Here is a 26,304-nt window from a genome sequence, read left to right as displayed (position 1 = left end):
ATTTATCTCTCCAGCTTTTATTTTATATATATAATATTTTAGTTATATCCGGACCTGTTTCCTTTGTGGATTGGACCCACACTCATATTATTTATTTCTTGCCCTGCACCGCCAGAAAAAACCATAGCTATATGAGCTCCTCTCAACAATCAATCCAGATTTCGCGAGGTTTTTATGGAACACCTGAATGTTATTATCACCTCAGACCCTCAATATCCCTGGACCGAAAAAACCGACAATGGCACGTCGGAAAGCGACAGTGCTAAAGAATCGCGTTCAGCAGAATATATTGCTGAACAGTACAGGGATATTAATAATTATGTTGCGAGCTCCACTCGTCCATCGATCGTGCTTATCAATGGCGACCTGACAGCATTTGGGCATGGATGGCAGCGAAAAAAAATGACGGAATTAATGAATATACTCACTCCGCCAATACGTTGGGGATTAGGAAATCACGATATTGAAAATAATTACCATGATACAGCCAACAATGGCGCCGCAACTGACACCATGAGAGACTTTTTAGCTCATTATCAGTCATTATCTCTGAGCAATAAGTCATGGGATGTAAGTATTACCCAAGGTTCTAATAATGTTGATTATACAGGTAGCTTTAACTACTCGTGGGATGAAGGAGACTATCATTTTATCCAGATGAATAACTACCCAGGCATGACCGGATATAATTACAATAAAACCATCATTACAACTGATAAAAGAAAAGTCTATATGCGATGGGATGAAAATTTAATATGGCTAAAAAATACGATTACAAAAGCCATAGCCAGAGGAAAGCAAGTAATTATTAATATACATAAGCCTGACACGTGGCCGAACAGCGCATTGAACGCAATGAAGGCGCTCTTTAGTGCATATAAAGATAATATCAAAGCTATTTTCTGTGGGCATTATCATAAGGTTCGTGGTTACAATGCATCTTATACAGAATATATGGGAGGGGATATTCCCGTTTTTTTATCCGGCTCAGCTTCACAGAAAACATATTTAATAATGGAAAATGACTGGCACGGTCTGTATATTTACCTGGTCACAAATAACAACTGGCGCCAAAGAGAGTTAATTTATGGACCAATGGTCAGCGTAAGCGATAAAACTATTATCCCGGAAATCAACAAAAATAAGGCAGCGACCATTGGCGCGAATTCTTCTCTTACTCTACAAGATATTTATGAATTTCCGGAGCAACTCTTCTCTATAAATATAACCAAACACATTTATGACTGGCAAGTTTATTCAATAAGCCAAAGCGGCAAAGAGAGTAAGCTTTTCTGGAATAAGGACAAAAGTCCGGAATTGATTTTTAACACCGGTAATGAAACTGATTACAGTCGCTGGCATATAGATCGCCATGTGCCTGAAACGAGCCATGTTATTTCCAGCTATGCCAACAGCATCAAGACTATAGATGTTCCGGACTCAAAAACTGAAAATGGCACTGAGCTTGTCATTGACAACCGTACCAATAATGCCAACCAACGTTTTCTTATTGCTGACTCTCGCCTTGGAGAGCCTGTATATATCGCTTCGCTACTTAATCTTTCCGTGGTCATTTCATCCCAAACAGAAAACCGGGATGTGATAGTATACAGTAGGGATGAAGGGGTAAGGCAAATATTTGTATTTATCCGTTGCGATAATAAAGGAAGTAATGTTTATCAAATTGTCAATATTTGGACTGGGTTTGTATTGGCATGGAATACCGTAACAAGTAAAGAAGTATTTTTTCATAAAAATGAATACAAAGATGAACACTACTGGCGATTAGAAATCTACGGCAGTAATAGTTATATTATATCAAATTTCAAAGATTCATCGCTTGTGTTAGATGTCAGTAATGCAAACACCGCTAACGGCACACGCATCCAACTGCATGCCAGAAATGGAAACGATGCTCAGATATTTTCATTAATCAAGCACTCAAACCCACCAGCCGTGCCTGCAATTTATGACCTTACAGCTATTATAACTAATAACCTTGATGGAATTAATGATATTGTAAAAGTAGAAATTACGACCTCTAAGATTATATTATCACAAAGTAATCAAGATGATGCTTTTATACATTTTTACCTGGTCAGGGCCAGAGCTAAAGGCCCCAGCGTCTGGCAGATAAGGAGTAGTACCTTTCCTGGTACCGCAATCAGCCTGTTTAATGATGGGCTTTACCTGTTAGAGAATCATTTTGATGATACTCAGTTCTGGAATATTCATGCAAACACAGGAAATAAAAGCAATGAGCGTTATATTATCTCAAGTTTTTCCAATCCCAACCAGGTTTGGTGCAAGTTGAATACGTTTAACCCGATGCCGGGCCAAAGCAATATGGGCAGGGAATCTTTTTTAACACTGCGCCAAAGGCCATCTTCCGAAGATTATACTGGTTGCATTTTCAATATTGATAAAATATAACCGCTGGATAGACAAATTGTTGCATCAAAGAATTTCTAAAAGGGAACTGCCGCTTTAAGGGCGGCAGTCCAGAAATATCTTTTACCCGTTTTTCACATGAGATTAAATCTCAATTAACTGGCCTGTTTGATACGGCTTACCACCAGCCCACCCACCAACAGCCCTGCCGCTGCCAGCAGCAGCGCTGGCTGTAGCGAGTGGAATAGTGTGACGCTGGCAGAAGAGATCAGCGGCCCTGTCAGCTGTCCCGTAGCGTAGCCGGAGGTCAGCACTGCCACTGTACGCGCTATTGCCCCGCTGGAAACTTCACGCGCCAGCCGCATCGAAAGCTGCATGATGGAGAGAAAACCCAGCCCTGTCAGCAGCGTGGCGATCAGCAAGCCTTTTGCATCCGGGAAAAAAACTACGCTGGCGACGCCTGCTCCCTGCATAACCATTGCCGCAGCCAGTGCTGGCTGTGTGCGCACGCGCGCGGCAAAAGCGATAACCAGCAAAACGCCCGCTACGGCGGCAAGGCCAAACAGCGGCCAGAAGAAAGCGGCCTGATTTCCCTGGGTAAAGATGCCGTGCGCCATTTGCGATAAGAACGTTGCTGGTAAGATGTAGCCAAAGCCCGCCAGGGTATAAGCCGCCAGCAGAAATTTCAGATTGCGATTCAGCGGCGCGGGTTTAGCCGCTCCGCCAGCGGCGGCCAGGGTTTTCGGCAACTTTGCAAATATCGCGGCGGCAGCGATAATTGCCATCACGCCGTAAACCAGCCACGCCTGCGATGAATTAAACCCTGCGCAGGCCATCGCCCACGCCAGCACGCCGGTTAAAGCGATGCCAACGCCCGGGCCGGTAAAAACCGCAGCAGAGAGTTTTGGCGCCTGTTTAGCGGCCAGCACCTGCTGGGTCCAGGAAGTGACGATAATCAACGCCCAGGCACCGCCCACGCCGGAGATAAACCGGAACAGGCATTGCAGCGCGAAGCTGGTGGTCAGGCCGGACAATAGCGTCACCAGCGCCGTTGCCACCAGCCCGGTTTTTAAGTAAAGCGCATGGCTGTTTTTTAGTCTGCTGACGTGAACGGCACCGAGCAAATAGCCGATATAGTTCATCGCCGCCAGAATGCCCGCGCTGGAAAGCGTAAGAAAGCCATCCCCGATCATCAAAGGGATCTGCGGCGTTAAAGAGAAACGGCCAATGCCCATGACGGCGACGAGCGTGATGATGCCCGTCAGCATAGTGCCGAGCGCGCCTGTTTCTGGCTGGCCAGCGCAAGCCTGCTGCGAAGTGGAGTGAATCGACATATTTTTGCTTTGCTCCTGCGAAATGTCTTAATCTGGCGGCCATACTATTTCGCAATCGCTGAATGAAAAATGGGGCGAATTATCCTATGACCGACAGTCATACCCGGGAGCAGCAATAATGCGCAACGAGGATGTAAAAAATTTCCTGACGCATCATCGCTCGCGCGTAAATCCTGAAGTTTATGGATTTTCTTTACAGCAGCGCCGGGTAAAAGGCCTGCGCCGGGAAGAAGTGGCGCAGCTCGCCGCCGTCAGCGTCAGCTGGTACACCTGGCTTGAACAGGGACGCGATATCAGTATTTCGCCCGCCGCGCTGCAGCGAATTGGCAAGGTGCTACAGCTAACGCTTACCGAGCAGAGTTATCTGGATGCGCTAATTTTTGGCGCTAAAAGCCAGCCGGAACCCGCCGCTATCCCACATGAGGTAAAAGTGATGGTGGATGCGCTGTCGCCGCATCCCGCTTTTATCCGCCGTGCCAATATGGATATTCTTTACTGGAACGAGGCGGCCAGCAGCCAGATTTTTGACTGGTCGCAGATTGCCGAACAGGATCGCAATTCGCTTAAGCTGATGTTTATCAGCGACGAGTACAGGCAGAGGATCCATCAGTGGGAGCTGGCGGCAAAGCATACGCTGGCGGCCTTTCGCACTTACTATGTCGCCAGCAACCATGCGGAAGATTTTGAGCAGGTGATTGAGGATCTCACGGCCCGCAGCGAAATTTTCAGGAGCATGTGGCATCGCCAGGACGTCAGTAAATTCGGCGCGGGCAACAAGGCCATTATTGATAACAAGGGCAAAATCACTCACTACACCTACAGTGCGCTTGAAGTAGAAAGCGCGCCGGGCATCTTTTTGATTTTCTATCTTAGTCGCGCCGGGCAATAGCTAATACCGCCGGAAGTGACGTTGTCACGACCGGCCTTTGCCATCGCTAGACTTCCAGCCCGGCTTTATACTGGCCCCATCTTAGCGTGGAGTTGACCCCGAAGGATAAAAACGGCTGCGGCGGCGTTCTGTTTGGGCCCGGCGATGCCAGCAAAAAGTCGATTAGTTCATTGCGTTCGCCTGCGATCATATCTGCCAGCAGCTTGCCGGTAGCCGTACCGCGCGTGATACCCAAACCGTTGCAGCACAGTGCGCCATAGACGTTGGGCGCCAGCTTGCCGAAGAAGCCCTCATGGTTTTCCGACAGGCAAATCGCCCCGCTCCAGGAGTAGTCAAAGCCGACGTCTGGCAGCATCGGAAAGCGCCGCTCAAAGGATTTGCGGTGAGTTTCAATAAACTGCTGCAGATATTTCTCGCGCGGGCGTCCGTCCGGATGAAAGCTGAAGCTGTTACGGATCAGAATGCGATTATCCGGCGTGCGGCGCACCGTGCTGCCAAAAGGATGTGCCGGGATCACGCCCCACACCGGCTTGCCGCCGAGCTGCGCCTGCTCGCTTTCGCTAAGCGGACGGGTCAGGCTACCGTAGAGAAAGGTTGGCAGCAGACGGCCCTGCAGAAAACCGAAGTGCGAGGCAAAAGCGTTATTCGCCAGGATCAGCTTGTCGGCAATAATATGGCCTTTGTCGTGGCGCAGCGTTATTTTATCGCCGTAGTTAATTGAAGAGATGGGCGTATATTCGTAAAGCGTGACGTTGGCGGGCAGGCTGTCCGCCAGCCCTTTCACCAGCGCGGAAGGCTGCAGTAAAATAGTGCCGGGAATATACAAAGCTTTTTTATAATAAGAAATACCTATATGTTGCGGTAAGTCTTTTCCTTCAATCATTTGCGTTTCGCGGCCAATCTTTTCCAGCCCTTTGCGATAGGCCTCCAGAATGGCCATGCCGGATTCACTGACCGCAGCCTGATATTTACCTGCTTCGTTCATCTGGCACTGGATATTATTTTCCTGCACGATATCGCGCAGATAATCCTGGCCGAGCGTATTTAGTTTCAAAATAAGTTTAGCGGTAGCAACGTCGCCGATATAATCTTTTGCGCCGATATCGTGCGGGACATCAATCGCAAAACCGGCGTTGCGTCCGGAGGAGCCGAAACCGACTTCCTGCGCTTCTGTCAGCACTATTTCGTCATCAGGAAAGTTCAGCGCCATCTGTCTGGCGGCCGCCAGGCCGGTTAATCCGGCGCCAACAATGACCCAGCGCGCATGCTTTTGCCCGACGTGCGCGGGACGTGGCGTCCGGCTCGCGCTGGTGTGATACCAGCCCGGCAGAGCATCGTCGGCAGGAAGAGAAGTTATCTTTTGCAATTCCGCTACTCCAGTACGTTTTATTTATCTCGCCCGCACGGCGTTATTCTGCGGGCAAGGCAGGATGAATTTATTTTTCCAATAGCTCGGCATATCTGACAGATGAAAAACCTATGGCTATTTTTACCTGTCAGCTTTGCGCAGCCTGTTTTTGAATTTTCGCGTTGGCATAAGGAATATAATAATCAACCCGGCACTTTATGTATACTTATTGTATACGCAAAATACAGAAATTTGCATAATTGTGATGAATGTAGCGTTTGTTATTTTACCGGCAGCGTACATCACTCCGACTGGAATAAAAACCAACGAGTTCTGTTGATAATAAAGTAAAGCTGCCGACAAAAGCCGGCAGGCCTGTCAGATTTTGCTTTCCGGCATTTGAATAAGGTCGTCCGCGTGCAGTCCCTGTGGCGCAATAAACATTTCCATGTTTTCGCGTGACAGTTCCCAGTGCTCAAAAACCAGATCCACTACCGTACGTTCATCGCGTGCTTCGATTGCCGCGATAAAAGTATCATGATGGTCGGCGGCAAGCTGAAGACGCTGTTCCATATCTTCATTACGCGGCTGGTAAAAGGTGTGACCAATGCGGCAATGGTCGATCAGCAGTCGGCCCAGGCTGGGTTGCAGATAGGGATTGGCCGCCATTTCGCCCATGATTTCATGAAAACGGTTGTTTTCCAGCGCCAGCGCATCCACCTGGCGAGCCTGCATCGCTTTACGAAAGCGCTTTTGCGTCTCTTTCAGCATTTTTAGCTGCGCCGGCTTGTAGTTCTGCACGGCAAGACGTCCAATAGCGGCGTAGATCATTGGCGCCACCAGAAAGAAGTTCCGCAGCGTAGCGTGGTTCATGGAGATAACCCGTACGCCGCGCTTTTCCACAATTTCCAGATAGCCTTCTCCGGCCAGCCGCTGGAAGACTTCCCGTACCGGCGTACGCGATAAGCCATACTGCGCGGCCAGGCTGGTTTCATCCAGCACTTCGTCGGGATCCAGCTCCATGGTGAGAATAAGGCGTTTTAAATCCTCGTATAGCCCGGCTTTGCCTAATTTCACTGCTGCCTCCTGAACGGTGTTTAGGTTAAATGCGCACTGAAATGCGGCATCAGGCTGAGTAACTTACCGAAAAAGGCGCTTTACGGCAAAATATCTGCCTGGCCTTAACGGGATTTAATTTCCGTTGCCGTCTGGTAGATCATTTGCAGCATAGGTTCGGGATCGTTATCCGGCGTATTGCGCAGTATTTCCTGGCGCAGCCAGGCAATTTCGCTCTCCGCCGTCTGGAAAAAGCTCTGCTGCGCCTTTTTTAGCCAGCGCATAATAAAGGCGTTTTTCTGCCGGTTCGAAGTAATTCTCCCCTGCTTGCGCGACAGGCTGACCGCCACCAGGATACAGAAATAAAAGTGGATCCGGTGGTCATAATCTTCCCGAAAACAGTTCCAACCCTCATTTTTCATTGCGCTGACCTCAGCGGGCGTTATTAAAGAGGCCTGCCGCAGGCGGCAGGCTGTCGGTGTTAATCATCTTCATCCGACATATCAATCCAGATGGTTTTTAACTCAGTGTACTGATCCAGCGCGAACGCCGATTTGTCGCGGCCGCCAAAGCCGGACTGCTTATAGCCGCCAAACGGCGTGGTAGCATCGCCTTCGCCAAAGCAGTTAACGGTTACGGTACCAGCACGTATTGCGCGCGAAACCCGAATAGCGCGCTTGAGCCTGCTGGTATAGACCGATCCAGCCAGTCCGTACTGCGTATCGTTGGCCAAAGCTATAGCTTCCGCTTCGGTTTTAAAGGTTGTTACGCAAAGCACCGGACCAAAAATTTCTTCGCGGAATAGCGCGCTTTCCGGCGTGACGCCATCAATGATTGTTGGCTGCACATAGATGCCGTGCTCGGTATTACCACCCTGAACGATACGCAATCCCTCTTTGCGCGCTGTTTCCAGATAGCCGCTCACTTTAGTGAAGTGATCTTCTGAAATCATCGTGCCGAGCCGATTCTGCGGATCGAGCGGATTGCCCATGCGCCAGTCGCCAATCTGTTCCGCTACGGCGGCCAGGAAGCGATCCTTGACGCTCTCGTGCACCAGCAGCCTGGAGGTGGCCGAGCAGTTCTCGCCCATGTTCCAGAAAGCGCCGTTCAGCACGTGTCCGGCAACGGCCGCTATATCATCAACGTCATCAAAAACCACCGCCGGATTTTTACCGCCACACTCCAGCACCACTTTTTTCAGGTTGGATTCCGCCGCGTAATGCAGGAAGCGGCGGCCGGTAGCGGTAGATCCAGTGAAGCTCACCATATCGATATCGGCGTGCAGCCCGATTGGCTCGCCCACATCCTTACCTGTGCCGGTGACGATATTCAGCACGCCAGCCGGAATGCCTGCTTCAAAAGCCAGCTCGGCTACGCGCAGCGCGGTTAAAGAAGTTTGCTCTGCCGGTTTGACTACCACCGAGCAGCCAGCCGCCAGCGCCGGGCCGATTTTCCATGCCAGCATCAGTAGCGGAAAGTTCCACGGCAGCACGCAGCCAACTACTCCAATTGGCTCGCGCACCACCAGCGCCATCGCGCCATTTCCTGTTGGTGCCGTGTGGTCGTAGAGCTTATCCGTCGCTTCCGCATGCCATTTGATAACATGGATAGTTTCCGGCACATCCACCGCCAGGCATTCGCCGACCGGCTTGCCGCTATCCAGGCTTTCCATTACCGCCAGCTGGTTCGTTTCCCGCTCCATCAGCTCAGCCAGTTTTAGCAGCGCTGCCTTGCGCTCGCCCGGCGCCAGTTTGCTCCAGCAGCCCGATTCAAAAGCCTCTCTTGCCGCAGCAACCGCCTTATCCACATCACCACTAGCGCAGGCCGCAATATCGGCCAGCTTTTCACCGGAGGCCGGATTGGTGGTCGCCAGCGTTTTGCCAGAGGCGGCTGGGGTAAAGCGGCCATTGATGAAGGCTTTATCGGGAAGCGTCAGTGAGTTCGCTAACTTTTCCCCTTCGTTTAGCGTTTGTAATTCTGTCATGCCCTCTCCTTACAGTACGGTAATAGCGGCCACGTTGCGTTTCACATCGGCGACGACCTTTTGCAGCTGCGCTTTCTCTTCTTCTTCCAGCTCCAGCAGCGGCGCGCGTACCGGCCCGCTCGGTAATCCGGCCAGCTCGCAGCCGTATTTAATAGACTGGACGAATTTGCCGCCGTCGAGGTAGTTCATCAACGGCATCAGCGCAGCCATGATCCGGCGGCCTTTATCGAAGTCTTTTTCGACTACGCAGGCGTTATAGAGAGCTACATGCTCACGCGGAATAAAGTTGGATCCCGCGCATACCCAGCTGCGCGCGCCCCAGGCGAAGAATTCCAGTGCCTGATCGTCCCAGCCGCAGGAGAGCGCGATATTGGGGAATTTACAGGCCAGCAGATGCAGATTGTTGAAGTCGCCGGAACTTTCTTTGATCGCTTTTACGTTAGCGGAGCGGCTGACTTCGCGGAAATAAGTCTCGCCCATAGTGATGCCCATACGGCCCGGATAGTTGTAAAGCATGATTGGCAGCTGTGCCGCCTCGTCCACCCGCAGCGCGTGATGGGCGTTTTCCAGCTCGGTTGGCAGCGCGTAAGGCGGCGAGGTTACCAAAATGGCATCCGCTTTGTTTTCACGGGCGTGTTTGGCAAAGCTTATCGCGTCTTCAGTACGGATAGCGCCCGTGCCGACAATCAGCGGCAGGCGATTGCCAATCACTTTTCGCGCATGCTCTACCAGAGAAAAACGCTCTTCTGCGCTCTGGGCATAATATTCGCCGGTCGAGCCGCCGATGATAATGCCGTGTACGCGGGCTTCGATCAGCGATTCAAGTACTTCCGAGAAACGGGCAAAATCAATGGTGCCGTCGGCGGCGTAAGGCGTTACGGTCGGAGTAAAGATACCTTCGAATGTCATCACTGTTTTCTCCATCAGAGTAATTTCATCCCGCCGGGCGAGATGTTGCTTTTGTTAACAATTTGCATAGCGCCGCGCTCAGGGTCAACCACCGACAAAAATTTGTATACCTGGAAAATACAATGTAAATACCAAAGTGCAGAAGAATCCTACATAACGCTAAAATTAATTTATTTAAAAACAAATGTTTAAATAGTTAATTCTGCTGAGCTAATTTTCTATTTGATTTCAGATAAAGATCACAATCCGGCATTCTGATGGCGGCGCACATATTTACAGGCCGCCTCAGGAAGCTTAATTTTATGGCTGAATTTAACCTGGATTTAACAGGGCGGTAACTGAGCCGCCTGGCTGAAAGATCCTGTACAGAGGTAGGCTTTATGCCGCAAAAGAAAGCGACGCTGATTGGCCTGTTTGCCATTCTGCTCTGGAGCTCAATCGTAGGCCTGATTAAAAGCGTGAGTGAAGGCTTCGGGCCGACGGGCGGCGCGGCGCTGATTTATAGCTGTAGCGCGGCGCTGCTGCTGTTTACCGTAGGCTTTCCGGATATTCGGAAATTCCCGCGACGCTACCTGATTTTCGGCAGCTTGCTGTTTGTCTGTTATGAGCTTTGTCTCTCGCTGTCGCTCGGCTTTACGCACAGCAGCCGCCAGGCGATCGAAGTCGGTATGGTTAATTATTTATGGCCCGGCATGACAATTGTGCTGGCGGTAATGGTTAACCGGCAAAAAACCAGCCCGCTGATTATTCCGGGCGTTATTCTCGCGCTGGTTGGCATCTGCCGTGTATTAGGCGGCGATCAGGGTTTATCGCTGGCGGGAATTAAAATGAATATTGCCGATAATCCGCTGAGTTACGGGCTGGCGTTTATGGGCGCGGTAATTTGGGCTGTTTATTGCGTAGTCACAAAAAAAATTGCCGGGGGAAATAACGGCATTACACCCTTTTTTATGCTTACTGCGCTGACTCTGTGGGTGAAGTTTTTCTTTTCACCCCAGCCAGAATTTATCTTTTCCAGCGCAGTGCTGCTGCATTTGGCACTGGCGACGATAGCGATGGGCGGCGGCTATGCCGCATGGAATACCGGTATTCTGCATGGCAACGTGACGCTGCTTGCCACTGCTTCGTATTTTATTCCCATTATTTCGTCGGTACTGGCCTCGGTTATCCTTGACGCGCCGCTGACGCTGGCCTTCTGGCAGGGCACAGCGCTGGTTTGCCTCGGTTCGCTGCTGTGCTGGTGGTCAACCCGCACCAGCGTAATACGTAAGGTCCCAGGGTAATTTTAAATTTCATAGCGGGAGGCTGAAGCGCCTCCCATTATTATAAGTAAATATTTTCACCCTACAATTAAGCACCGGAGGAAGTCTCATCACAAAAAACTATTATTAATTTTCATTTATCACGAGTATAAATTTGTCCGCCACGGATAATACTTAGCTATTTCACCTGCTTATTATATTTTGGTTCTGTTAATTGAGGTGGCTCTGCGGCCATAAGTAATGACTCTTGCTTATTGCGCGTTCCTGTTTCCCTTTTTATTTAACAGCACCCAGGAAAAGACAGGAGCAAACTATGTTTAAAATCTCTGTTGAAGATGTGCCGCTTAACCGTTTTCATCGGCTGCTGACCGTGCGTTCCGGCGGTGGCTCATTCGTTGACGGCTACGTGCTGAGTATTATCGGCATCGCCATGACCAAAGTTTCTCCGGCGCTGGGATTGACGGCGTTCTGGGAAGGGTTGATCGCCGCTTCGGCGCTGATCGGCATCTTTTTCGGCGGCTTTATCGGCGGTGCCCTGACCGATCGTCTGGGCAGGCGGCTGCTCTATTTTGTCGGGCCAACGCTGTTTATTGTTTGCTCGCTGGCGCAATACTGGGTGCAAAGCGGCGAAATGCTGTTTGCCCTGCGCTTTTTAAACGGGGTGGCGGTGGGTATTGAATATCCGGTGGCCACGGCATTTCTGGTAGAGTTCCTGCCGAGAAAATATCGCGGCCCTTGCCTGGCCACTCTGACTATTCTCTGGTTTGCTGGCGCGGCTACCGCCTATCTTACTGGGGAAGCTATCCTGCATTTTGGCGGCGCAGACGCCTGGCGCATTACGCTTGCCAGCACCGCCGTTATTGGCGCGCTGCTGTTTATCGTTCGCCTGGGTACGCCAGAGTCGCCGCGCTGGCTGATTGGCAAAGGCCGTCATGCCGAAGCCGAAGCGATTATCCGTCGCGTTTACGGTGCCGGTTTCAGCCTGGCGAATCTGCCCAAACAGGCAGAAAGTAAATCCCTCTCTTTTGGCAACCTGCTGCATTCGGGCTACGGTAAGCGGATGGCGTTTGTGACCCTGTTCTGGACTTGTTCGGTTATTCCGGTTTTTGCCGTTTACGCTTTTGCGCCTAAGGTGCTGGAAGCGCTGCATCTTAGCGGCGGCTGGGCTTCATACGGCTCCGTCGCCATCACGCTGCTGTTCGTGGTGGGCTGTATTATCGCTACGCGACTGGTTAACGGGTTGGGCCGCCGTAAACTGCTGCTGCACAGCTTTTTGTGGTCGGGACTGGCACTGCTGCTGCTGGGCCTGCTGCGAGAAGGGCCTTCACTTATTATTCTGATTATGTTCGGCGCTTATGCACTGTTTATTGGCGGCGCCCAGGTTCTGCAACTGGTTTATCCAAATGAGATCTTCCCGACAGAGATCCGCGCCGCAGCGGTAGGCGTTGGCACCTCTATGTCGCGAATTGGCGCGGCGGTGGGCACCTGGCTGGTGCCGGTTTCACTCCAGTCGCTGGGTATCGGCACCACGATGTATATTGCTGCCGCCATCACCTTTGTCGGGCTGGTGGTATCCTGGTTCCTGGCGCCGGAAACCGCCGATCGCAATCTTGAGGATGCCGCCTCGCTGGATGACGAAGAGCCGCGTGGTAGCCTGTCAAAAAACAATAGCTGGTAATAAAATCAGGGGCTGTTTCAGCCCCTGAGGTTGATGACAAACCCCAGGTTGCGTTTAAATCTGTGACAGAGCAGCAGAGGCAGATCTGAACACGGACACGCCGTAGATACATCCCTGTAGGCTCGGTTGGCGCGTCCATGCGCCAAACGGTCCGCTTATCCGCTCAGCCTCTGCCGCTATCAAGCTGCGGTGTTGCTGTAAAAAACAGAGGCTCGCCTGAGCTTTTTTAACTTTGTCAGCAGTCTGGGGGCTGTTTCAGCCCCTGCTCACTTCTTCATTAACCGTTCAGCTTCTCTGCGCCGTTTGCGGAACAGGCTGGGCGTCTCGCCATACTGTTTACGGAACCAGGCAATCAGATGCGAGGCATCGGCAAAGCCGGTCGCTATAGCAATTTCGTTGATGCTGAGGCTGGAATCGGCCATTAGCTTGCGCGCTCGCTCCAGCCGCATACGCCGCCAGTAAACCGCAGCGGAATAGCCGGTGGATTTAGCAAAGATTAGATTGAGCTGGCGGAAAGTGACGCCAGCAAATTCCGCTACTTCTGCCAGCGGCACCGGCGAGTCCAGGTGGTGCTTCATAAAGTCGATAACCCGGGTTACCACCTCGTTTTCATAAACGTCAGGCTGGGCCGCCCGGGCTTTTTTCCCTGAGACAGTGGCTTCTTCCACCAGCAAATATTTCAATACTTTTTGCGAGCGAACCAGACCGCAGTGCCGACGAATTAAATCCGCAGCCAGATCGATCGCCGTGCCGCCCGGACAGGAGATAATGCCGCCATCGTTGATATAAGTTTTATCAATGACCGGGATAGCTTTGGGAAAGCGCTGGCGGAACTCGTCGCGGGTAGTGAAATGAATAGCGCAGCGTTTGCCGTCCAGCAGCCCTGCTTTACCTGCAACAAAAGCGCCGCTGCACAGCGTGATGATAGGAATATTGCGCGCGTGCAGCTCTTTGAGCGCTTCCGTCAGCCACTCCGGCGGATTGCGGGTTTCTTCCAGCAGCCCGCCTGCTACCACAAAATAGTCCCAGCGCCGGGTGAAATCGAGCGGCGCGTCAGGCGAAACGGGCAGACCGCAGCTGGCGGTTACCGGCTGGTTGTCGCAGGTCATCCACGCCCAGCGGCAGAAAATTTGCCGGCTGCCGAAAGATTCATCAGCCGCGAAGCGCAGCGACTCGACCAGGCCCGCGACGGAGGCCAGGGTAAAGTTTTTGATCAGCAAAAAGCCAACCGTCAGATCGGGCTGCGGCCCGGTGTCATGCTCAGCGGGCGCGTTCATCGGTTTCCTGCACGCCGCTCAGCTTGCTCAGCAAGCGCTTCAGGTCGGCAATATCCTGCTCGTTAAGGCTCGCCGTTATCATTTTTTCCGCGCGCTTCGCCTGTTCCACCATGCTTTGCAGCATTGCCTCGCCATCCGGCGTCATTGAAACCAGCTTGCGACGACGATTGGCGCTGTCGGTAACGACGTTCAGCAGGCCGTTTTTACGCATGCGATCGATGATATAGGTGCCGGTGGCCTTATCAAATCCCGCACGGTTGCCCAGCGTTTGCTGATCGCATTCGCCGTCTTCCGCCAGCACCACCAGAATGGCGTATTGCACCGCCGACAGCCCGGTGTCCACCGATTGCGACCAGCAAAATGTCGAATATTGCCCGGCACGACGCACAAGGTGCATCAGGGCGCTGTCGCCGTGCGGCCACAAAGGCGCAGCGAGAATGGAGCTGGGATCCGCGTTCATAAGCCTGCTTGACTCCTGAAGATAAAACAAATAGTTTGAATTCGAACTGTTCGTTTACGAACTTTAACCTGAAGCGGGCCAAATGGGAATCCGCTGCGGCAAAATTACCCTGCGATTGACTTTGAGGCCAGGAGAACCTGATGAAATATTATCGCGATTTACGCAGTTTTATCGCTGCGCTGGACGATCTGGGCGACATTATGCACGTGCGCCGCGAAGTGGACTGCGATTATGAACCTGCGGCTATTACCCGACGCAGCTGTGAGATCCAGTCACCTGCGCCGTTGTTTGAGCAGGTTCAGGGCGTGGCGCCCGGCTTTCGTCTGTTTGGTGCGCCAGCCTCGCTCTCTTCTCTGCCCGCCATGCCCTATGCCCGCGTAGCGATGTCGCTGGGATTGCCGCCCGCCTCCAGCGGCCCTGAAATCATCGAAGCACTCTCTGCCGCCCGTAGCCAGCCCGGTATTCCGCCGGTGCGCGTCGAATCTGCCGCCGCGCCGTGCCAGCAAAATATCCTGCGCGGCGAAGAAGCCAGCCTGGATCGTTTTCCCATTCCGTTCGCTCACGACAAGGATGGCGGCCGCTATGCCAATACCTGGGGCACGCTGATTGTGAAAACGCCGGACGGCAAATGGGTTAACTGGTCAATCGCTCGCGTAATGAAAGTTGACGGCAAGCGTATGACCGCGCTGATTGTGCCCAGCCAGCATATCGGGCAGATCTGGGGCGAATGGGTAAAAAAAGGCGAGCCTATGCCCTATGCGCTGGTTCAGGGGCCCGCGCCAGCTATCTCCTGCGTTTCCGGCATTCCCATTCCTGCGCACGCCGACGAGGCTGATTATACAGGCACGCTGGCAGGTGAACCGGTTGAAGTGGTGAAAGCGGTCAGCCTCGATCTGGATGTGCCCGCCACTGCCGAAATCGTGATTGAAGGCCATGTTTCCATCACGCGTGATTGTATGGAAGGCCCTTATGGCGAATACGGCGGCTATCTCGGCGAAGGCTCTTCGGCACAACCCACCTTTCATGTGGAAACTATTACCTATCGCGACGACCCAATCTGGCCAATGTCAATTACGGGCCGCCCTACCGATGAGTCCCACACGCTGTGGGCAATGGGGCTGGCGGCTGATGCGCTGACTTATCTGCGTGAAGCAAAGCTGCCGGTCAAAACAGCCTGGATCCCGGAGGATTCCGCCGTACACTGGCTGCTGGTCGTGATGCCAGAGAACTGGCGTGAACAACTGCCGGAAACAAGTAGCGAAACGCTGGCGCAGCGTATTGGCGAGGTGCTGTTTAAAACAAGCTCGATGGTATTTATTCCGACCGTGTACGTAGTAGATGAGGATTTTGATCCCACTAATTTACGCGAGGTTGCCTGGGTTCTGGCAACACGTGTTCATCCTACAGGCCGCCGCGCGGTATTCGAGGATCAGCGCGTTATCAGGTTGCCGCAGTGCTACGAAGAACGAGAGTATGTAGACGGCAAAGGGCCAAAGGTTGTTTTTGATACTTTACAGAGCATTCGCCATCGCCACGCTTCTTTTGCCGAAGGCTATCCCGAAGCCGTTCGCCAGCGAGTACTGGCAAACTGGCCGGATAACTAGCGGCTCGATACCATGATTCATTTTTTTTGAACAAGAACGACAAAAGTCCCGGCTTTTAACCGGGGAATATCAGGCTTATTATCCTTCCCATCAAGGCAATCCGCCTTTAAATAACAAAATACCCAAGGAAATAAGCATGAAAAACTTCAAAAAATTAGTTGTTCTGGCCACTCTGTCTCTAATCTCTTCCGCCAGCTTCGCTCAGAGCGTCACCGCCTGTGCCTCTACGCTGGATGCGGCTGAAGCGCAGATTTCCGCTCAGGCGCAGGCAGCGGGCGCTTCATACCGCATTACCGAAGCAAACTACAATAACGGCGTGCATATGACTGCCGTGCTCTCGGCAAAAAGCGCGCAGTAAGCGAAAGTAGCAGGCCGCGTTAAGCGGCCTGATATTGATGACAAACCCCAGGTCGCGTTTAAATCAGTGGCAGAGCAGCAGAGGCAGATCGGAACACGGACACGCCGTTAATCCGTCCGTGGAGGCTCGGTTGGCGCGTCCATGCGCCAAACGGTCCGCTTATCCGCTCAGCCTCTGCCGCCATAAAGCTGCGGAGTTGCTGTAAAAAAACAGATGTTCACCTGAGCTTTTTTAGCTTTGTCAGCAGTCTGAGGCCGCGTTAAGCGGCCTGTATTTTCCGTATAAAAATCAAAACCAGGGCTGCAGCGGATCGGCGAATTTTTGCCAGCCTTCCGGCCCCATCGCCATCTCTTCTTCACTCAGCAAAGCCGCATCCAGCTGCTGGCGCAGCCCTTTCTCATCCATAGCGATACCGATGAAGACAATTTCCTGCCGGGCGTCGCCTACGCCAGCCTGCCAGTTTTGCTGGATAAATTGTAGCGCCTGCGGATCCTGCGGCCAGCGCTCTCGCGGCACGCTTGCCCACCAGCTTCCCGCCAGGCCCTGACGGGAAACGCCGCCGGCCTGTGACCAGGAACCGGCGAAACCCGGGCGGTTTGCCAGCCAGAAAAAGCCTTTCGAACGCACCACGCCCTGCATTTCGCCGTTGATAATTTGCCAGAAGCGTTCAGGATGAAATGGTCGGCGCGCGCGATAAACAAAGTTGCCTATGCCATACTCTTCAGTTTCCGGCGTGTGTTCGCCGCGCAGTTCCTGCAGCCAGCCCGGCGCCTGAGCGGCCGCGTCGAAATCAAAGAGGCCGGTATCCAGCACCTGCTCAAGATCCACTTTGCCAAATGAAGAAGCGACAATTTTCGCCCGTGGATTCAGCGATTGCAGAATAGCCATCAGGCGCGTTTTTTGCTCGTCGTCAATGAGGTCGGTTTTATTAAGAACCAATACATCGCAGAATTCGATTTGCTCAATAAGCAAATCCACTACGGTACGCTCGTCCTCTTCGCCAAGAGATTCGCCGCGTGATTTAATGCTTTCGCTGGATTCGTAATCGCGCAGAAAATTAAACCCATCGACCACCGTTACCATAGTGTCCAGCGATGCCACCGCTGACAGGCTTTGCCCCTCTTCATCTTCAAAAGTAAAGGTTTCCGCCACCGGCAGCGGCTCGGAAATGCCGGTGGATTCAATGACCAGATTATCAAAGCGGTCGTCCTGTGCCAGCCGATTAACCTCCAACAGCAGATCTTCACGCAGCGTGCAGCAGATACAGCCGTTACTCATTTCCACCAGTTTTTCATCGGTACGCGACAACTCCGCGCCGCCGTCGCGTACCAGCGCGGCGTCGATATTCACTTCAGACATATCGTTGACAATCACCGCTACCCGGCGGCCTTCGCGATTATTGAGGATATGGTTAAGCAACGTGGTTTTGCCTGCGCCTAAAAAACCGGACAGCACCGTAACCGGCAATTTTCTGCAAGGCTGCATTGATAGTGACATAGCTTGTTCTCCTGTATAGCTCAGGATGCTACTTTAATTGTTATGTTATAACATAACAATAACTAATTCTGCCGTTGCTCTTTTGTCAGATAAGGACAGAAGTCATCTTGCCGGGAAAAATGTTATGTTATAACATAATCTAACTTACTGTTACGGAGGGATACATTTTGACTATCAGGTTTAAGGCAGGCGCGCTGGCGCTGGGCGCTTTACTTATCAGCAGCCAGGCTTTCGCCCATGGCCATCATTCGCACGGCAAACCTATGAGCGAGGTCGAGCAAAAAGCAGCCGATGGCATCTTCGACAATCAAAACGTAAAGGAAAGAGACCTGGCAGACTGGGATGGCATCTGGCAGTCAGTTTATCCGCTGCTGACCAGTGGCGAGCTGGATCCGGTATTACAGAAGAAAGCTGAGAAGGATAAAAGCCAAAGTTTCGACCAGCTAAAGACGTATTACCGCAGGGGATACGCCACCGATATTGAAAAAATCGCTATCGAAAATAATGTGATTGAATTTACCCGTGGTGGCAAAACCAGCAGCTGTAAATATCACTCTGCCGGTTATAAAATCCTGACCTATGTTTCAGGTAAGAAAGGCGTCCGCTATCTTTTTGAATGCAGCGATGCAGCCAGCACAGCGCCAAAATATATTCAGTTCAGCGATCATACTATTGCGCCGCGCAAGTCGGCCCACTTCCATCTTTTTATGGGCAATACCTCTCAGGAAGCTTTGTTGCAGGAAATGGATAACTGGCCGACTTATTATCCCTGGCAGTTAACCAACGCTCAGGTCGTCGATGAGATGCTGCATCATTAAAATCCCGCCGTCGTACAGCGGCAATAAAAAAGCCCGGTGATTGCACCGGGCCAGGTTTTTATCCGTGGAAAACGGGCAGCCAGCCCAGCCAGCTTAGCGTCCAGGCCAGCACGTTAAGCGCGCCGAAAATCATCACCAGGACAATGGCAATATTTTGCCTGCCAACGTGCGTCGTCGCTTCCGGAAACTTTTGCTGCGCCTTGCGCGCCAGCAGCGCGGGGACTATTACTGCCCACAGCGTGGCGAAAAGTCCGGCGAAGCCTATAGCGGCAATAAAACCGTTCGGGAACCACATGGAAGCGCACAGAGCGGGTAAAAATGTCAGGCAGGCAGTTTTAAAGCGACCAAAGCGCGTATCCGCCATCTGCAGGCGATCGGCGATAAAATCAAACAGCCCTGCCGTTACGCCCAGGAAAGAGCAAATTACCGCAAAGTGGGAAAAAACGTCCATCAGCAGCGCCAGCGCGCTAACGTGCAGATAGTGACGTAAAGCCGTCATTAGCGCTTCTATATCGCCGCCCGCGTCGATAATTGCGGGAAACGAAGCACGTGGCAGATTACCCATAGTGCCGGTCATCCAGAACAGGTAAATCACCAGCGACATAAAGGTGCCAAGAATTAGCGCGCGATTAACCTGCTTTTTATCACCTGCGTAGTAAGTTACCAGACCGCTGATATTGCCGTGATAGCCAAAAGAAGCAAGGCAAAATGGCAGTACCGCGAGCGTATAGGGCCAGTAAGATTGACCAGCAGCGCCGCTGTTGAACAACGTGGAGGCGTTCAGTTGCGTTAGTAAACCGCCGAAAAGCGTTACCAGCAGCAGGATTTTCGCCAGTACGCAAAAGGTCATTAACCGGCTGACGCCCTTGGTGCCCAGCCAGACCACGACCGCTACGCACAGCGTCAGGATAATTTTTGCTTCCGCTACGGAGAGATGTAGCCCGGCCCGGTTCAGGGAACTTTGGTAAACCGGCCCGCTGGCGGAAATATAGGCATAGGTGAGGATCCCCAGCACGAATAAAATGCTCAGCCCGTTAACTGCTGCCCAGCCGCGACCAAGTAGATCCCGCGTTAAAGTGTCAAAGCCGGCGCCCAGCGGATAGTGCTGGCTGGCCTGCACAAACAGTAGCCCCGTCAACAACATACAGACCCAGCTAAACATTAAGATCAGCAGCGACCAGCCATACCAGGCACCAGCCATCACCACGGGAAGCGTAAACATCCCCGCGCCAACCACCGTGCCGCATATGATCATCGCGCCCCACCAGACCGATGGTCGGCGGAGAACCAACGAACTCTCCTTCATGATTTTTCCTGCCAGATATAGCCTCAAAGCTGACGATTCTAAAGCAAAAACTTGTTTATAACTTTAGATAAATCCTCTCGGTAACGAAATAATCGTGCCTGTTTGTCGGTAAGCATGGGCTGGCGGCCCTTTTGTGAAGCATCCTCCATGAGATACACCTGCATAATGCCCAACCGGCGGAATGATTTTTTGCGCGCTTAGGCAGATTTTCAACATCAGACTTAGATCTTCGCAGATTAGGGGCTTTGAGGTGCATTCAAAGTGCGCATTTTTTGAAAGCGTGAACGAAATATCAAACGGATAATAAAAGGACTATGGATTTAACCTCAGGAGAAACCCTATGACGACTATCGCCGTCACAACCCGGGCCAACAAGCCTTATCGTATTGTGCTCCCAGAAAAAACGCCTGCAGAAGTTAAATTTCCGTTGAAGGAAAAACTGGTTAATGTAAGTAACAGGAGCGAAGGTTTTAAAAAAACTTACTTCCCTGATGACCCGGATAATAAATGGTTAAATTTAATGAAGAGGATACAGCCGAAAGATATAGATAATTTAGCAAGCAAACTGAAGCCAGCTCTGCGGGACCTTAAGCAGTCGGGCGCAGTAACGGCTTATGAAAAATGGGGATTCGTCAGAAACAAGGTGATGGAGCAGGCAAAGCCAACGCGTCGGGCGCCTGCTATTCCGCAAAAAGCCAACGTAAGCGAACCAACGCGCCGGGCGCCCGAGCTTCCATCGCAAGCCAGGCAATCTGTACGGAAGCGTCCGGCATCTCCGCTTTCCACTCCGGCTAAGATTGTTAAAAAAGATCCTGGTCAGCAAGGCGACGCTGACAAGATATATAACCTGACCACGGCTCAGTTCGAGAGCTTGTTTAATAATACTGCCGATTTTTCGACCCTGGCCTTGCTGAAAGCTTCGGCGGCCGCTGGCAATGAAGACGCTCTGGATTTGCTGCATAACCTGGCATTACGGCAGGATAGCGTGGGCAATTGGGCGGAAACAGCCCTTTTCGCTCTGTTTAGTGGCAAAACGCCGGGCAAAGAAGGCCTGGCTGAAGAAATTCAGCAAACTACCCGCATACTTTATCAGCTTACCGCTAACGGCAATGAGTCAGGCAAATTTCAGCAACCTTCCAGACTACTTTATATTGCCGGTTCAGCGGAGGATGATGCGGCAAGAAGAAAGGCGCTGACACAAATATTTATCGGCAATCAGCAAGCGCAGTCGCCCTATGAGCAAATTGGTGATAACGACCTTTGGGCCGCTAACCGTATGCTAAACAGCGATGAGCTTTATGCCAGCAGCCGACTTTTTGAAGTGCGAAACAAAAATATTTCTGTTAATTACCCGATTCCTTTAATCGATGGCAACGGCAGAAATATGCTTTCTGAGCAGCTTATTGAGAAAATGGTCACAGCTAACGGCGATGCTTTTGGCAAAGTCGAATGTTTCCCGGTAAATACCGGAAATCATTGGCTATTGGTCGCTTTGTATAAAGAGAGCGCTTTGGCGCCAGTAAACAAGGCCGTGGTTTTTAACTCTCTGGGAAGTCTAAGCCCGGGCGTCAGCAATGCTATTCAGCAGGCGCTATCGCTGGCCGGCGTTAAACCTGAGTCAGTCACCACGATTGACCGCCCGCTGCAATCCAGGGTCCCTAACGGCTGTGGCGTATTCGTTAATGAAGCGATTGGCGTTATAGCAGAACATCATACCGATCCCGCAGCGGCACTGGATCAGTTTGTTAGCGATTTCAGTGAGCGTCGCGAACCCGAAAAATTCAATACAGAACGCCGTCGACAAATTTACGAACATGTCCTTCGCCAGAACACGCGGAACAGACGCTCAATGCGGTAATGTCCTGACGGCAAGTCGAAGTCCCGCTTGCCGTGCGAAGTTGTTATACTGCGGCGCACTGTAGAATTCCGGAAACAGGCTATGAGACGAAAAGAGACAAAACAGTTTATCGCAGCGCTGCTGGTGGTGCTGGCTATCGCCCTCGCGGTAATGGCGAAAGTGATGATCGGCGGCGCTATTGATGAATATCACATTCCTCTGCACGACTGGTCGGCAGCTATGCTGGCGCCGCAGCTATTTATGATCGCGGTTTACTCTATGGTGTTTACCGGTCTGCTGGCTATTCCGCTCTGGTACTGGTTTCTGGGCGAGAAAGAGCATAACGGCTAAAGTCTCTGCGGCCTTCCGCCGAAGGCCGCAATTATAAACGAACCAGCCCGCCGTCTACGGCATACTGACTGCCGGTGACATACGCCGCGTCATCGGAGAGCAAGAACAGAGCGACCGCGGCCGCCTCCTCTGCGGTTCCGGCGCGCTTAAGCGGCACCTGGCTGACCACAAACTCCTCAAACTGCTGGCGCGCCTCTTCCGGCATAAAATGGCGGAAGTTAGTAGCGATGGGGCCGGGAACCAGCGTATTAGCGCGAATATTGCGTTCCGCCAGTGAGGCTGCCCAACTTCTGACCATAGCCGTTACCGCGCCTTTGGTTGCCGCATAAAGGCTGGTCATGGGCGCCCCTTCATAAACTGAAGAGGAGGCCGTTACCAGCACGGAAGCACCGGTATCAAGGCTGTTTGTAAGCCGGGCCAGCTGCAGCATTGGGCCCCGGACGTTAGCATTCATCATGCGATTAAAGGCGCTGGCCGTTACGGCCTCTGGCGCGCCGACCTCAGCATAGCCTGCGTTCAGCCAGAGCCCATTGAGTCTGCCCCAGCTTTCAACAGCCACACCGAGTTTTTCGATATCGTCTTCACAAGCCGCATCACTATGCAGAATAAGCGAGGATGAAGGCAGCAGCTGTCGCGCGGCCTCCAGCCTTTCTTTATTTAAACCCGTTATCGCAACCTGCCCACCTTCCTGCACGATCCTTAGCGCGCCGGCCAGCCCCATTCCGCTGGAGCCGCCCGTGATCAGGATGTTTTTCCCGCTAAATCTGCCCACGGCTTTCCCCTTTTTCAGCAATTCTGGATTGAATGTACTTAGCACAGCCCGTTCCGTCATCTGTTTCAGTTGGGGACAGTTACAACAGGGTTTATTATTTCAGTAAATACTCATAGGTTACCGAGGCACCGCCGCAGACGATAACCAATACGTTATCCCCGGGCGCAAACGCCATTTTCTGCCCATACAGCAACGCCAGCGAGGCGCCACAGGCAGGCTCGACCAGGGTTCGGTGATCGTTAAGGAAAGCCTTGCAGGCCGCTACCGCCTCTTCGTCTGTAACAAGGTGGCTGCGTACGTCATGCTTTTTGCTGACGTTGAAGGCGTTTTCACAAACCTGACTGGCAGCCAGCGTGGTGGCGATGCCGCTGAGTTTCTCCAGCCTCACCAGCCGGTCTGCTTTTATCGCAGCGTTCAGTGAAGCCGTGCCGTAAGTTTCTGCCGCATAAATTGGCGTCTGCGCCAGGCCGTGTCTTTCCAACCCCTGCGCCACGCCGGAAAGCAAACTGCCGCCGCCAACGCTGAGCACGATTGCGTCAGGCGTTACCTGCTGTGCAACAACTTCGTCTACCAGCCCGCTAATGCCCTGCCACAGCAAAGGATTGTCGAAAGGATGGATATAGACAATTTCTGACGAAGTCATCGAGAGTGCCAGCTCATTGGCTTCCGCCCAGATTTTACCGTGCACGATCAGTTCCGCGCCTTCCTGCTGAATCAGCTGCCTGGCTCTTTCCGAAGTGGTTTCCGGCACTACTACCGTGACCGGCAAATTCAGTTTGCGTCCGCTGTGCGCCACGGCGATGCCCGCATTACCGCCGGAGGAGCTAACAAATCCCTTTGCGCCCTGCTGCGCATAATGCTGGCAGGCATGTCCGGCGCTGCGCAATTTAAAGGATCCGGTCGGCTGCGAGGATTCCATTTTCAGCCAGACGTTGCAGCGGTTCAGTTCACTTAGCGGCTGTGAGTAAAGTAAAGGCGTTTCTATACTGATGGTCATCTTTTCTCTCTGACTGGCAAATGGAACTCTTTGTTATACAGGCGGTTGCCGCTAATGGCTATACCCAGGCGTCTTCTGCGCGGCGCAAACGGGGTTGGCCCGGGTTCAACCCGGCATTGAATTGCGTTCAATGAAGATAAGCCTTTGATTAATAAATATTTCACAGTGCCAAATTTAATCTTCCGCTTTTTATGCACTTTAGCTATTTATTTCACTGCTACGGTTAACAGGTGATTAAAAACAGAGGATAAACGATGAGCAATAAGATTGCGTTAATAACCGGGGCTTCCAACGGCATTGGCTTTGAGCTTGCCAAAGTGTTTGCAAAAAATAACTACGATATCGTGGCGGTAGCGCGCAATGAGGAAAAATTAAATCGGGCCTGCGATGAGCTTCGCCAATACGGTACGCAGATCCATGCTTTTAGCACAGATTTAAGTCGTTATGAGGAAATTGAAGGGTTAAAGCAGCGCGTTGATAAAGCCGGATTTGTTGTTGATGCACTGGTTATTAATGCCGGTCAGGGATTGGGTGGCCGCTTTATTGGCGGAACCGAGCTGGAAAAAGAATTACAGCTAATCCGTCTTAATATTGATTCTTATGTGCATATGGCAAAAATATTCCTGCCCGCGCTGATTGAACGGCAAAAGGGTCATGTGCTAATGACCTCTTCCGTTTCCGGCACCTCGCCTGTTCCTTTTGAGGCGATTTATGGCGCAAGCAAGGCCTTTGTAAACTCCTTTTTCTGGGCGATCCGCAATGAGCTGAAAGGCAGTGGATTGACTATGACGCTACTGATGCCAGGCGCCACGGAAACCAACTTCTTTAAAAACGCAGGCCAGGCCGATACTAAAGTCGGTGCCAGCCAGCCAACCAAACCAGAAGAAGTGGCAGAACGCGCCTGGTATGCGCTGATGAGCGGCCATGAATATGTTTACGGCAGCGACGAGGCTGAACATGAAGGGGATGTGCTGAACCGAATTCAGAGCGAATCGCAAAAGGCGCAGCGTCATCGCCTTGTTTCCGAACCCGGCTCGGCATCTCGCTAATCACTACTCTGCCGGGTAAACCGGCAGAAACTGACTAAATAATGCACTAAAAACAGCCAATGGTTGAATTCAATTAAATCACGCCGTTATATATCCCCGATAATTTTCTGACAATCCGGTTTATTGTTTAATTATTCTCAACCTGATTCTACGCGCCAACACGCGCCGGGAATACCTCCGCGAGCCAGTCGATAAAGACACGCAGGCGATGCGTAACGTGGCGGTTTTGCGGGTAGACCACATGAAAAGGATAAGAAGCCGGTCGCCAGGGCTCCAGGATCTCCTGTAGCTGTCCGCTGCTTAATGCCTCTTTTGCCGCATAGGTAAAGGTTTGCACAATGCCCAGCCCTGCCAGCGCCGCCGCCAGATGCGCGTTGCTTTCATTTACGCCAAGCCGGTGCGCAGTTTTGATTTCTGTTTTCTCGCCCTGCCGCTTGAAACGAAAAGGAAAAGCCCTGCCGCTGTCCGAGGAAAGATAGCTGACCAGACGGTGGCCATTGTTCAGCTCCTGCGGGCTGGCGGGAATACCGTAGCGCTTAAGATAATGCGGCGAAGCGCAGGTGATTAGCGTGGCAAAACCTATCTTACGGGCGACTAACGAAGAATCTGCCAGCGGGCCGCCGCGAATAACGCAATCGACGCTGTCGCCAATCAAATTGACGGCGCGATCCGACACGCCCAGATCGATGCGGATATCCGGGTAGCGAGCCATAAAATCCGGCAGCGCCGGGATCAACACATCGCGCGCCGTAGAGCCGCCCACATCAATACGCAGCTGTCCATGCGGCTGACCGCGCACCGCCGAAAAAGAGGTATCGATATCATCCAAATCCCTCAGGATACGCGCAGTCTTTTCGTAGTATTCGCGCCCTTCCGGCGTTACGGTGACCCGGCGCGTAGTACGCTGAAGTAGCCTGATGCCAAGATGCGCTTCCAGTTCCTGCACCACTTTACTCAGCGTTGCCTTTGGCATGGAGAGCGAGTCTGCCGCGCGGGTAAAATTACCTGCTTCCACTACGCGCGCGAAAGCGCGTATCGCCATAAGTTGGTCCATATTATTTACCGCCATTATTCCCATGCATGGATAGTCATTTTCATTTTACAGGATTTATCAATAAACCGTACAA

Annotated in this window: 23 protein-coding genes; 10 read left to right on the top strand and 13 right to left on the bottom strand. The window is 52.1% G+C overall.

Going from position 1 to position 26,304, the window contains the following annotated elements; translation table 11 throughout:
* The first annotated feature begins 174 nt into the window (after positions 1-174).
* Entirely contained in the window at positions 175-2,433 is a 2,259-nt protein-coding gene (locus tag ACETPC_RS02560) for an RICIN domain-containing protein (protein ID WP_380178281.1), read from the top strand.
* A gap of 113 nt (positions 2,434-2,546) precedes the next feature.
* On the opposite strand, the gene ACETPC_RS02555 is transcribed toward ACETPC_RS02560, so the two are convergent.
* Positions 2,547-3,725, bottom strand: a complete 1,179-nt coding sequence (locus ACETPC_RS02555) for a YbfB/YjiJ family MFS transporter (protein WP_380178280.1) — start codon at positions 3,723-3,725, stop codon at positions 2,547-2,549.
* A gap of 118 nt (positions 3,726-3,843) precedes the next feature.
* On the opposite strand from ACETPC_RS02555, the gene ACETPC_RS02550 reads away from it, so the two are divergent.
* A complete protein-coding gene (locus tag ACETPC_RS02550; RefSeq protein ID WP_380178279.1) occupies positions 3,844-4,614 on the top strand; it encodes a helix-turn-helix transcriptional regulator in 771 nt (256 codons plus the stop codon).
* 46 nt (positions 4,615-4,660) lie between these two features.
* Here the strand turns inward: ACETPC_RS02550 and ACETPC_RS02545 are convergent, their stop codons facing one another.
* The 5 genes from ACETPC_RS02545 to ACETPC_RS02525 all read right to left on the bottom strand — a co-directional run bounded on the left by ACETPC_RS02545 (position 4,661) and on the right by ACETPC_RS02525 (position 9,911).
* Complete coding sequence (locus tag ACETPC_RS02545; protein ID WP_380178278.1) at positions 4,661-5,980, bottom strand: NAD(P)/FAD-dependent oxidoreductase; 1,320 nt, start codon at positions 5,978-5,980, stop codon at positions 4,661-4,663.
* Between the two features lie 360 nt (positions 5,981-6,340).
* Positions 6,341-7,039 (bottom strand): GntR family transcriptional regulator, encoded by a 699-nt coding sequence (locus ACETPC_RS02540; RefSeq protein WP_380178277.1) that lies wholly within the window; start codon positions 7,037-7,039, stop codon positions 6,341-6,343.
* A 104-nt stretch (positions 7,040-7,143) separates the two neighbouring features.
* Positions 7,144-7,440, bottom strand: a complete 297-nt coding sequence (locus ACETPC_RS02535; RefSeq protein ID WP_380178276.1) for a hypothetical protein — start codon at positions 7,438-7,440, stop codon at positions 7,144-7,146.
* Positions 7,441-7,499: 59 nt separating this feature from the next.
* Positions 7,500-9,002, bottom strand: a complete 1,503-nt coding sequence (locus tag ACETPC_RS02530) for an aldehyde dehydrogenase (RefSeq protein ID WP_380178275.1) — start codon at positions 9,000-9,002, stop codon at positions 7,500-7,502.
* A 9-nt stretch (positions 9,003-9,011) separates the two neighbouring features.
* The gene (locus ACETPC_RS02525; protein ID WP_380178845.1) at positions 9,012-9,911 is read right to left on the bottom strand and encodes a dihydrodipicolinate synthase family protein; all 900 of its coding nucleotides are present in this window, start codon (positions 9,909-9,911) and stop codon (positions 9,012-9,014) included.
* Positions 9,912-10,291: 380 nt separating this feature from the next.
* Here ACETPC_RS02525 and yddG point away from each other — a divergent pair, with 380 nt between their 5' ends.
* Positions 10,292-11,194, top strand: coding sequence for an aromatic amino acid DMT transporter YddG (gene yddG, locus ACETPC_RS02520; protein WP_380178274.1), 903 nt, complete (start codon positions 10,292-10,294; stop codon positions 11,192-11,194).
* Between the two features lie 292 nt (positions 11,195-11,486).
* Entirely contained in the window at positions 11,487-12,851 is a 1,365-nt protein-coding gene (locus tag ACETPC_RS02515) for an MFS transporter (protein ID WP_380178273.1), read from the top strand.
* Positions 12,852-13,117: 266 nt separating this feature from the next.
* Here ACETPC_RS02515 and ACETPC_RS02510 read toward each other — a convergent pair whose 3' ends face one another.
* Both ACETPC_RS02510 and ACETPC_RS02505 read right to left on the bottom strand, forming a co-directional pair.
* On the bottom strand, positions 13,118-14,128 hold the full coding sequence (locus ACETPC_RS02510; RefSeq protein ID WP_380178272.1) for a GlxA family transcriptional regulator: 1,011 nt from the start codon (positions 14,126-14,128) through the stop codon (positions 13,118-13,120).
* Positions 14,112-14,588 carry a MarR family winged helix-turn-helix transcriptional regulator gene (locus ACETPC_RS02505; RefSeq protein ID WP_380178271.1) on the bottom strand — a complete coding sequence of 159 codons (477 nt, stop codon included), beginning with the start codon at positions 14,586-14,588 and terminating at the stop codon, positions 14,112-14,114. The genes ACETPC_RS02510 and ACETPC_RS02505 overlap by 17 nt, the downstream gene beginning before the upstream one ends.
* Before the next feature lie 140 nt (positions 14,589-14,728).
* Between ACETPC_RS02505 and ACETPC_RS02500 the strand changes: the two genes are divergently transcribed.
* The gene (locus ACETPC_RS02500) at positions 14,729-16,192 is read left to right on the top strand and encodes a UbiD family decarboxylase (RefSeq protein WP_380178270.1); all 1,464 of its coding nucleotides are present in this window, start codon (positions 14,729-14,731) and stop codon (positions 16,190-16,192) included.
* A 136-nt stretch (positions 16,193-16,328) separates the two neighbouring features.
* The gene (locus ACETPC_RS02495) at positions 16,329-16,550 is read left to right on the top strand and encodes a YdgH/BhsA/McbA-like domain containing protein (RefSeq protein ID WP_380178269.1); all 222 of its coding nucleotides are present in this window, start codon (positions 16,329-16,331) and stop codon (positions 16,548-16,550) included.
* Between the two features lie 288 nt (positions 16,551-16,838).
* On the opposite strand, the gene zigA is transcribed toward ACETPC_RS02495, so the two are convergent.
* Positions 16,839-18,047 carry a zinc metallochaperone GTPase ZigA gene (zigA, locus tag ACETPC_RS02490; RefSeq protein WP_380178268.1) on the bottom strand — a complete coding sequence of 403 codons (1,209 nt, stop codon included), beginning with the start codon at positions 18,045-18,047 and terminating at the stop codon, positions 16,839-16,841.
* Positions 18,048-18,214: 167 nt separating this feature from the next.
* Here zigA and zinT point away from each other — a divergent pair, with 167 nt between their 5' ends.
* On the top strand, positions 18,215-18,865 hold the full coding sequence (gene zinT / locus ACETPC_RS02485) for a metal-binding protein ZinT (protein ID WP_380178267.1): 651 nt from the start codon (positions 18,215-18,217) through the stop codon (positions 18,863-18,865).
* 58 nt (positions 18,866-18,923) lie between these two features.
* Here the strand turns inward: zinT and ACETPC_RS02480 are convergent, their stop codons facing one another.
* Positions 18,924-20,171, bottom strand: a complete 1,248-nt coding sequence (locus tag ACETPC_RS02480; RefSeq protein ID WP_380178266.1) for an aromatic amino acid transporter — start codon at positions 20,169-20,171, stop codon at positions 18,924-18,926.
* Positions 20,172-20,511: 340 nt separating this feature from the next.
* On the opposite strand from ACETPC_RS02480, the gene ACETPC_RS02475 reads away from it, so the two are divergent.
* Both ACETPC_RS02475 and ACETPC_RS02470 read left to right on the top strand, forming a co-directional pair.
* A complete protein-coding gene (locus tag ACETPC_RS02475; RefSeq protein WP_380178265.1) occupies positions 20,512-22,029 on the top strand; it encodes an ElaD/SseL family deubiquitinase in 1,518 nt (505 codons plus the stop codon).
* Between the two features lie 81 nt (positions 22,030-22,110).
* Entirely contained in the window at positions 22,111-22,359 is a 249-nt protein-coding gene (locus ACETPC_RS02470) for a DUF2534 family protein (protein WP_380178263.1), read from the top strand.
* A 31-nt stretch (positions 22,360-22,390) separates the two neighbouring features.
* Here the strand turns inward: ACETPC_RS02470 and ACETPC_RS02465 are convergent, their stop codons facing one another.
* Together ACETPC_RS02465 and ACETPC_RS02460 are read right to left on the bottom strand one after the other, a co-directional pair.
* A complete protein-coding gene (locus tag ACETPC_RS02465) occupies positions 22,391-23,131 on the bottom strand; it encodes an SDR family oxidoreductase (RefSeq protein WP_380178262.1) in 741 nt (246 codons plus the stop codon).
* 94 nt (positions 23,132-23,225) lie between these two features.
* Positions 23,226-24,128: a pyridoxal-phosphate dependent enzyme gene (locus tag ACETPC_RS02460; RefSeq protein WP_380178260.1), complete on the bottom strand. Its 903-nt coding sequence runs from the start codon at positions 24,126-24,128 to the stop codon at positions 23,226-23,228.
* Positions 24,129-24,382: 254 nt separating this feature from the next.
* Between ACETPC_RS02460 and ACETPC_RS02455 the strand changes: the two genes are divergently transcribed.
* Positions 24,383-25,177 carry an SDR family NAD(P)-dependent oxidoreductase gene (locus ACETPC_RS02455; RefSeq protein ID WP_380178259.1) on the top strand — a complete coding sequence of 265 codons (795 nt, stop codon included), beginning with the start codon at positions 24,383-24,385 and terminating at the stop codon, positions 25,175-25,177.
* Positions 25,178-25,325: 148 nt separating this feature from the next.
* Here ACETPC_RS02455 and ACETPC_RS02450 read toward each other — a convergent pair whose 3' ends face one another.
* Positions 25,326-26,231 (bottom strand): LysR family transcriptional regulator, encoded by a 906-nt coding sequence (locus ACETPC_RS02450; protein ID WP_380178258.1) that lies wholly within the window; start codon positions 26,229-26,231, stop codon positions 25,326-25,328.
* Positions 26,232-26,304: the final 73 nt, after the last annotated feature.

Origin of the sequence: Pantoea sp. sgz302252 (assembly GCF_042610525.1) — a bacterium.
GTDB lineage: Bacteria > Pseudomonadota > Gammaproteobacteria > Enterobacterales > Enterobacteriaceae > Erwinia.
Note: the sequence above shows the minus strand (reverse complement) of the source record. Positions and strands in the feature narration are given on the sequence as shown.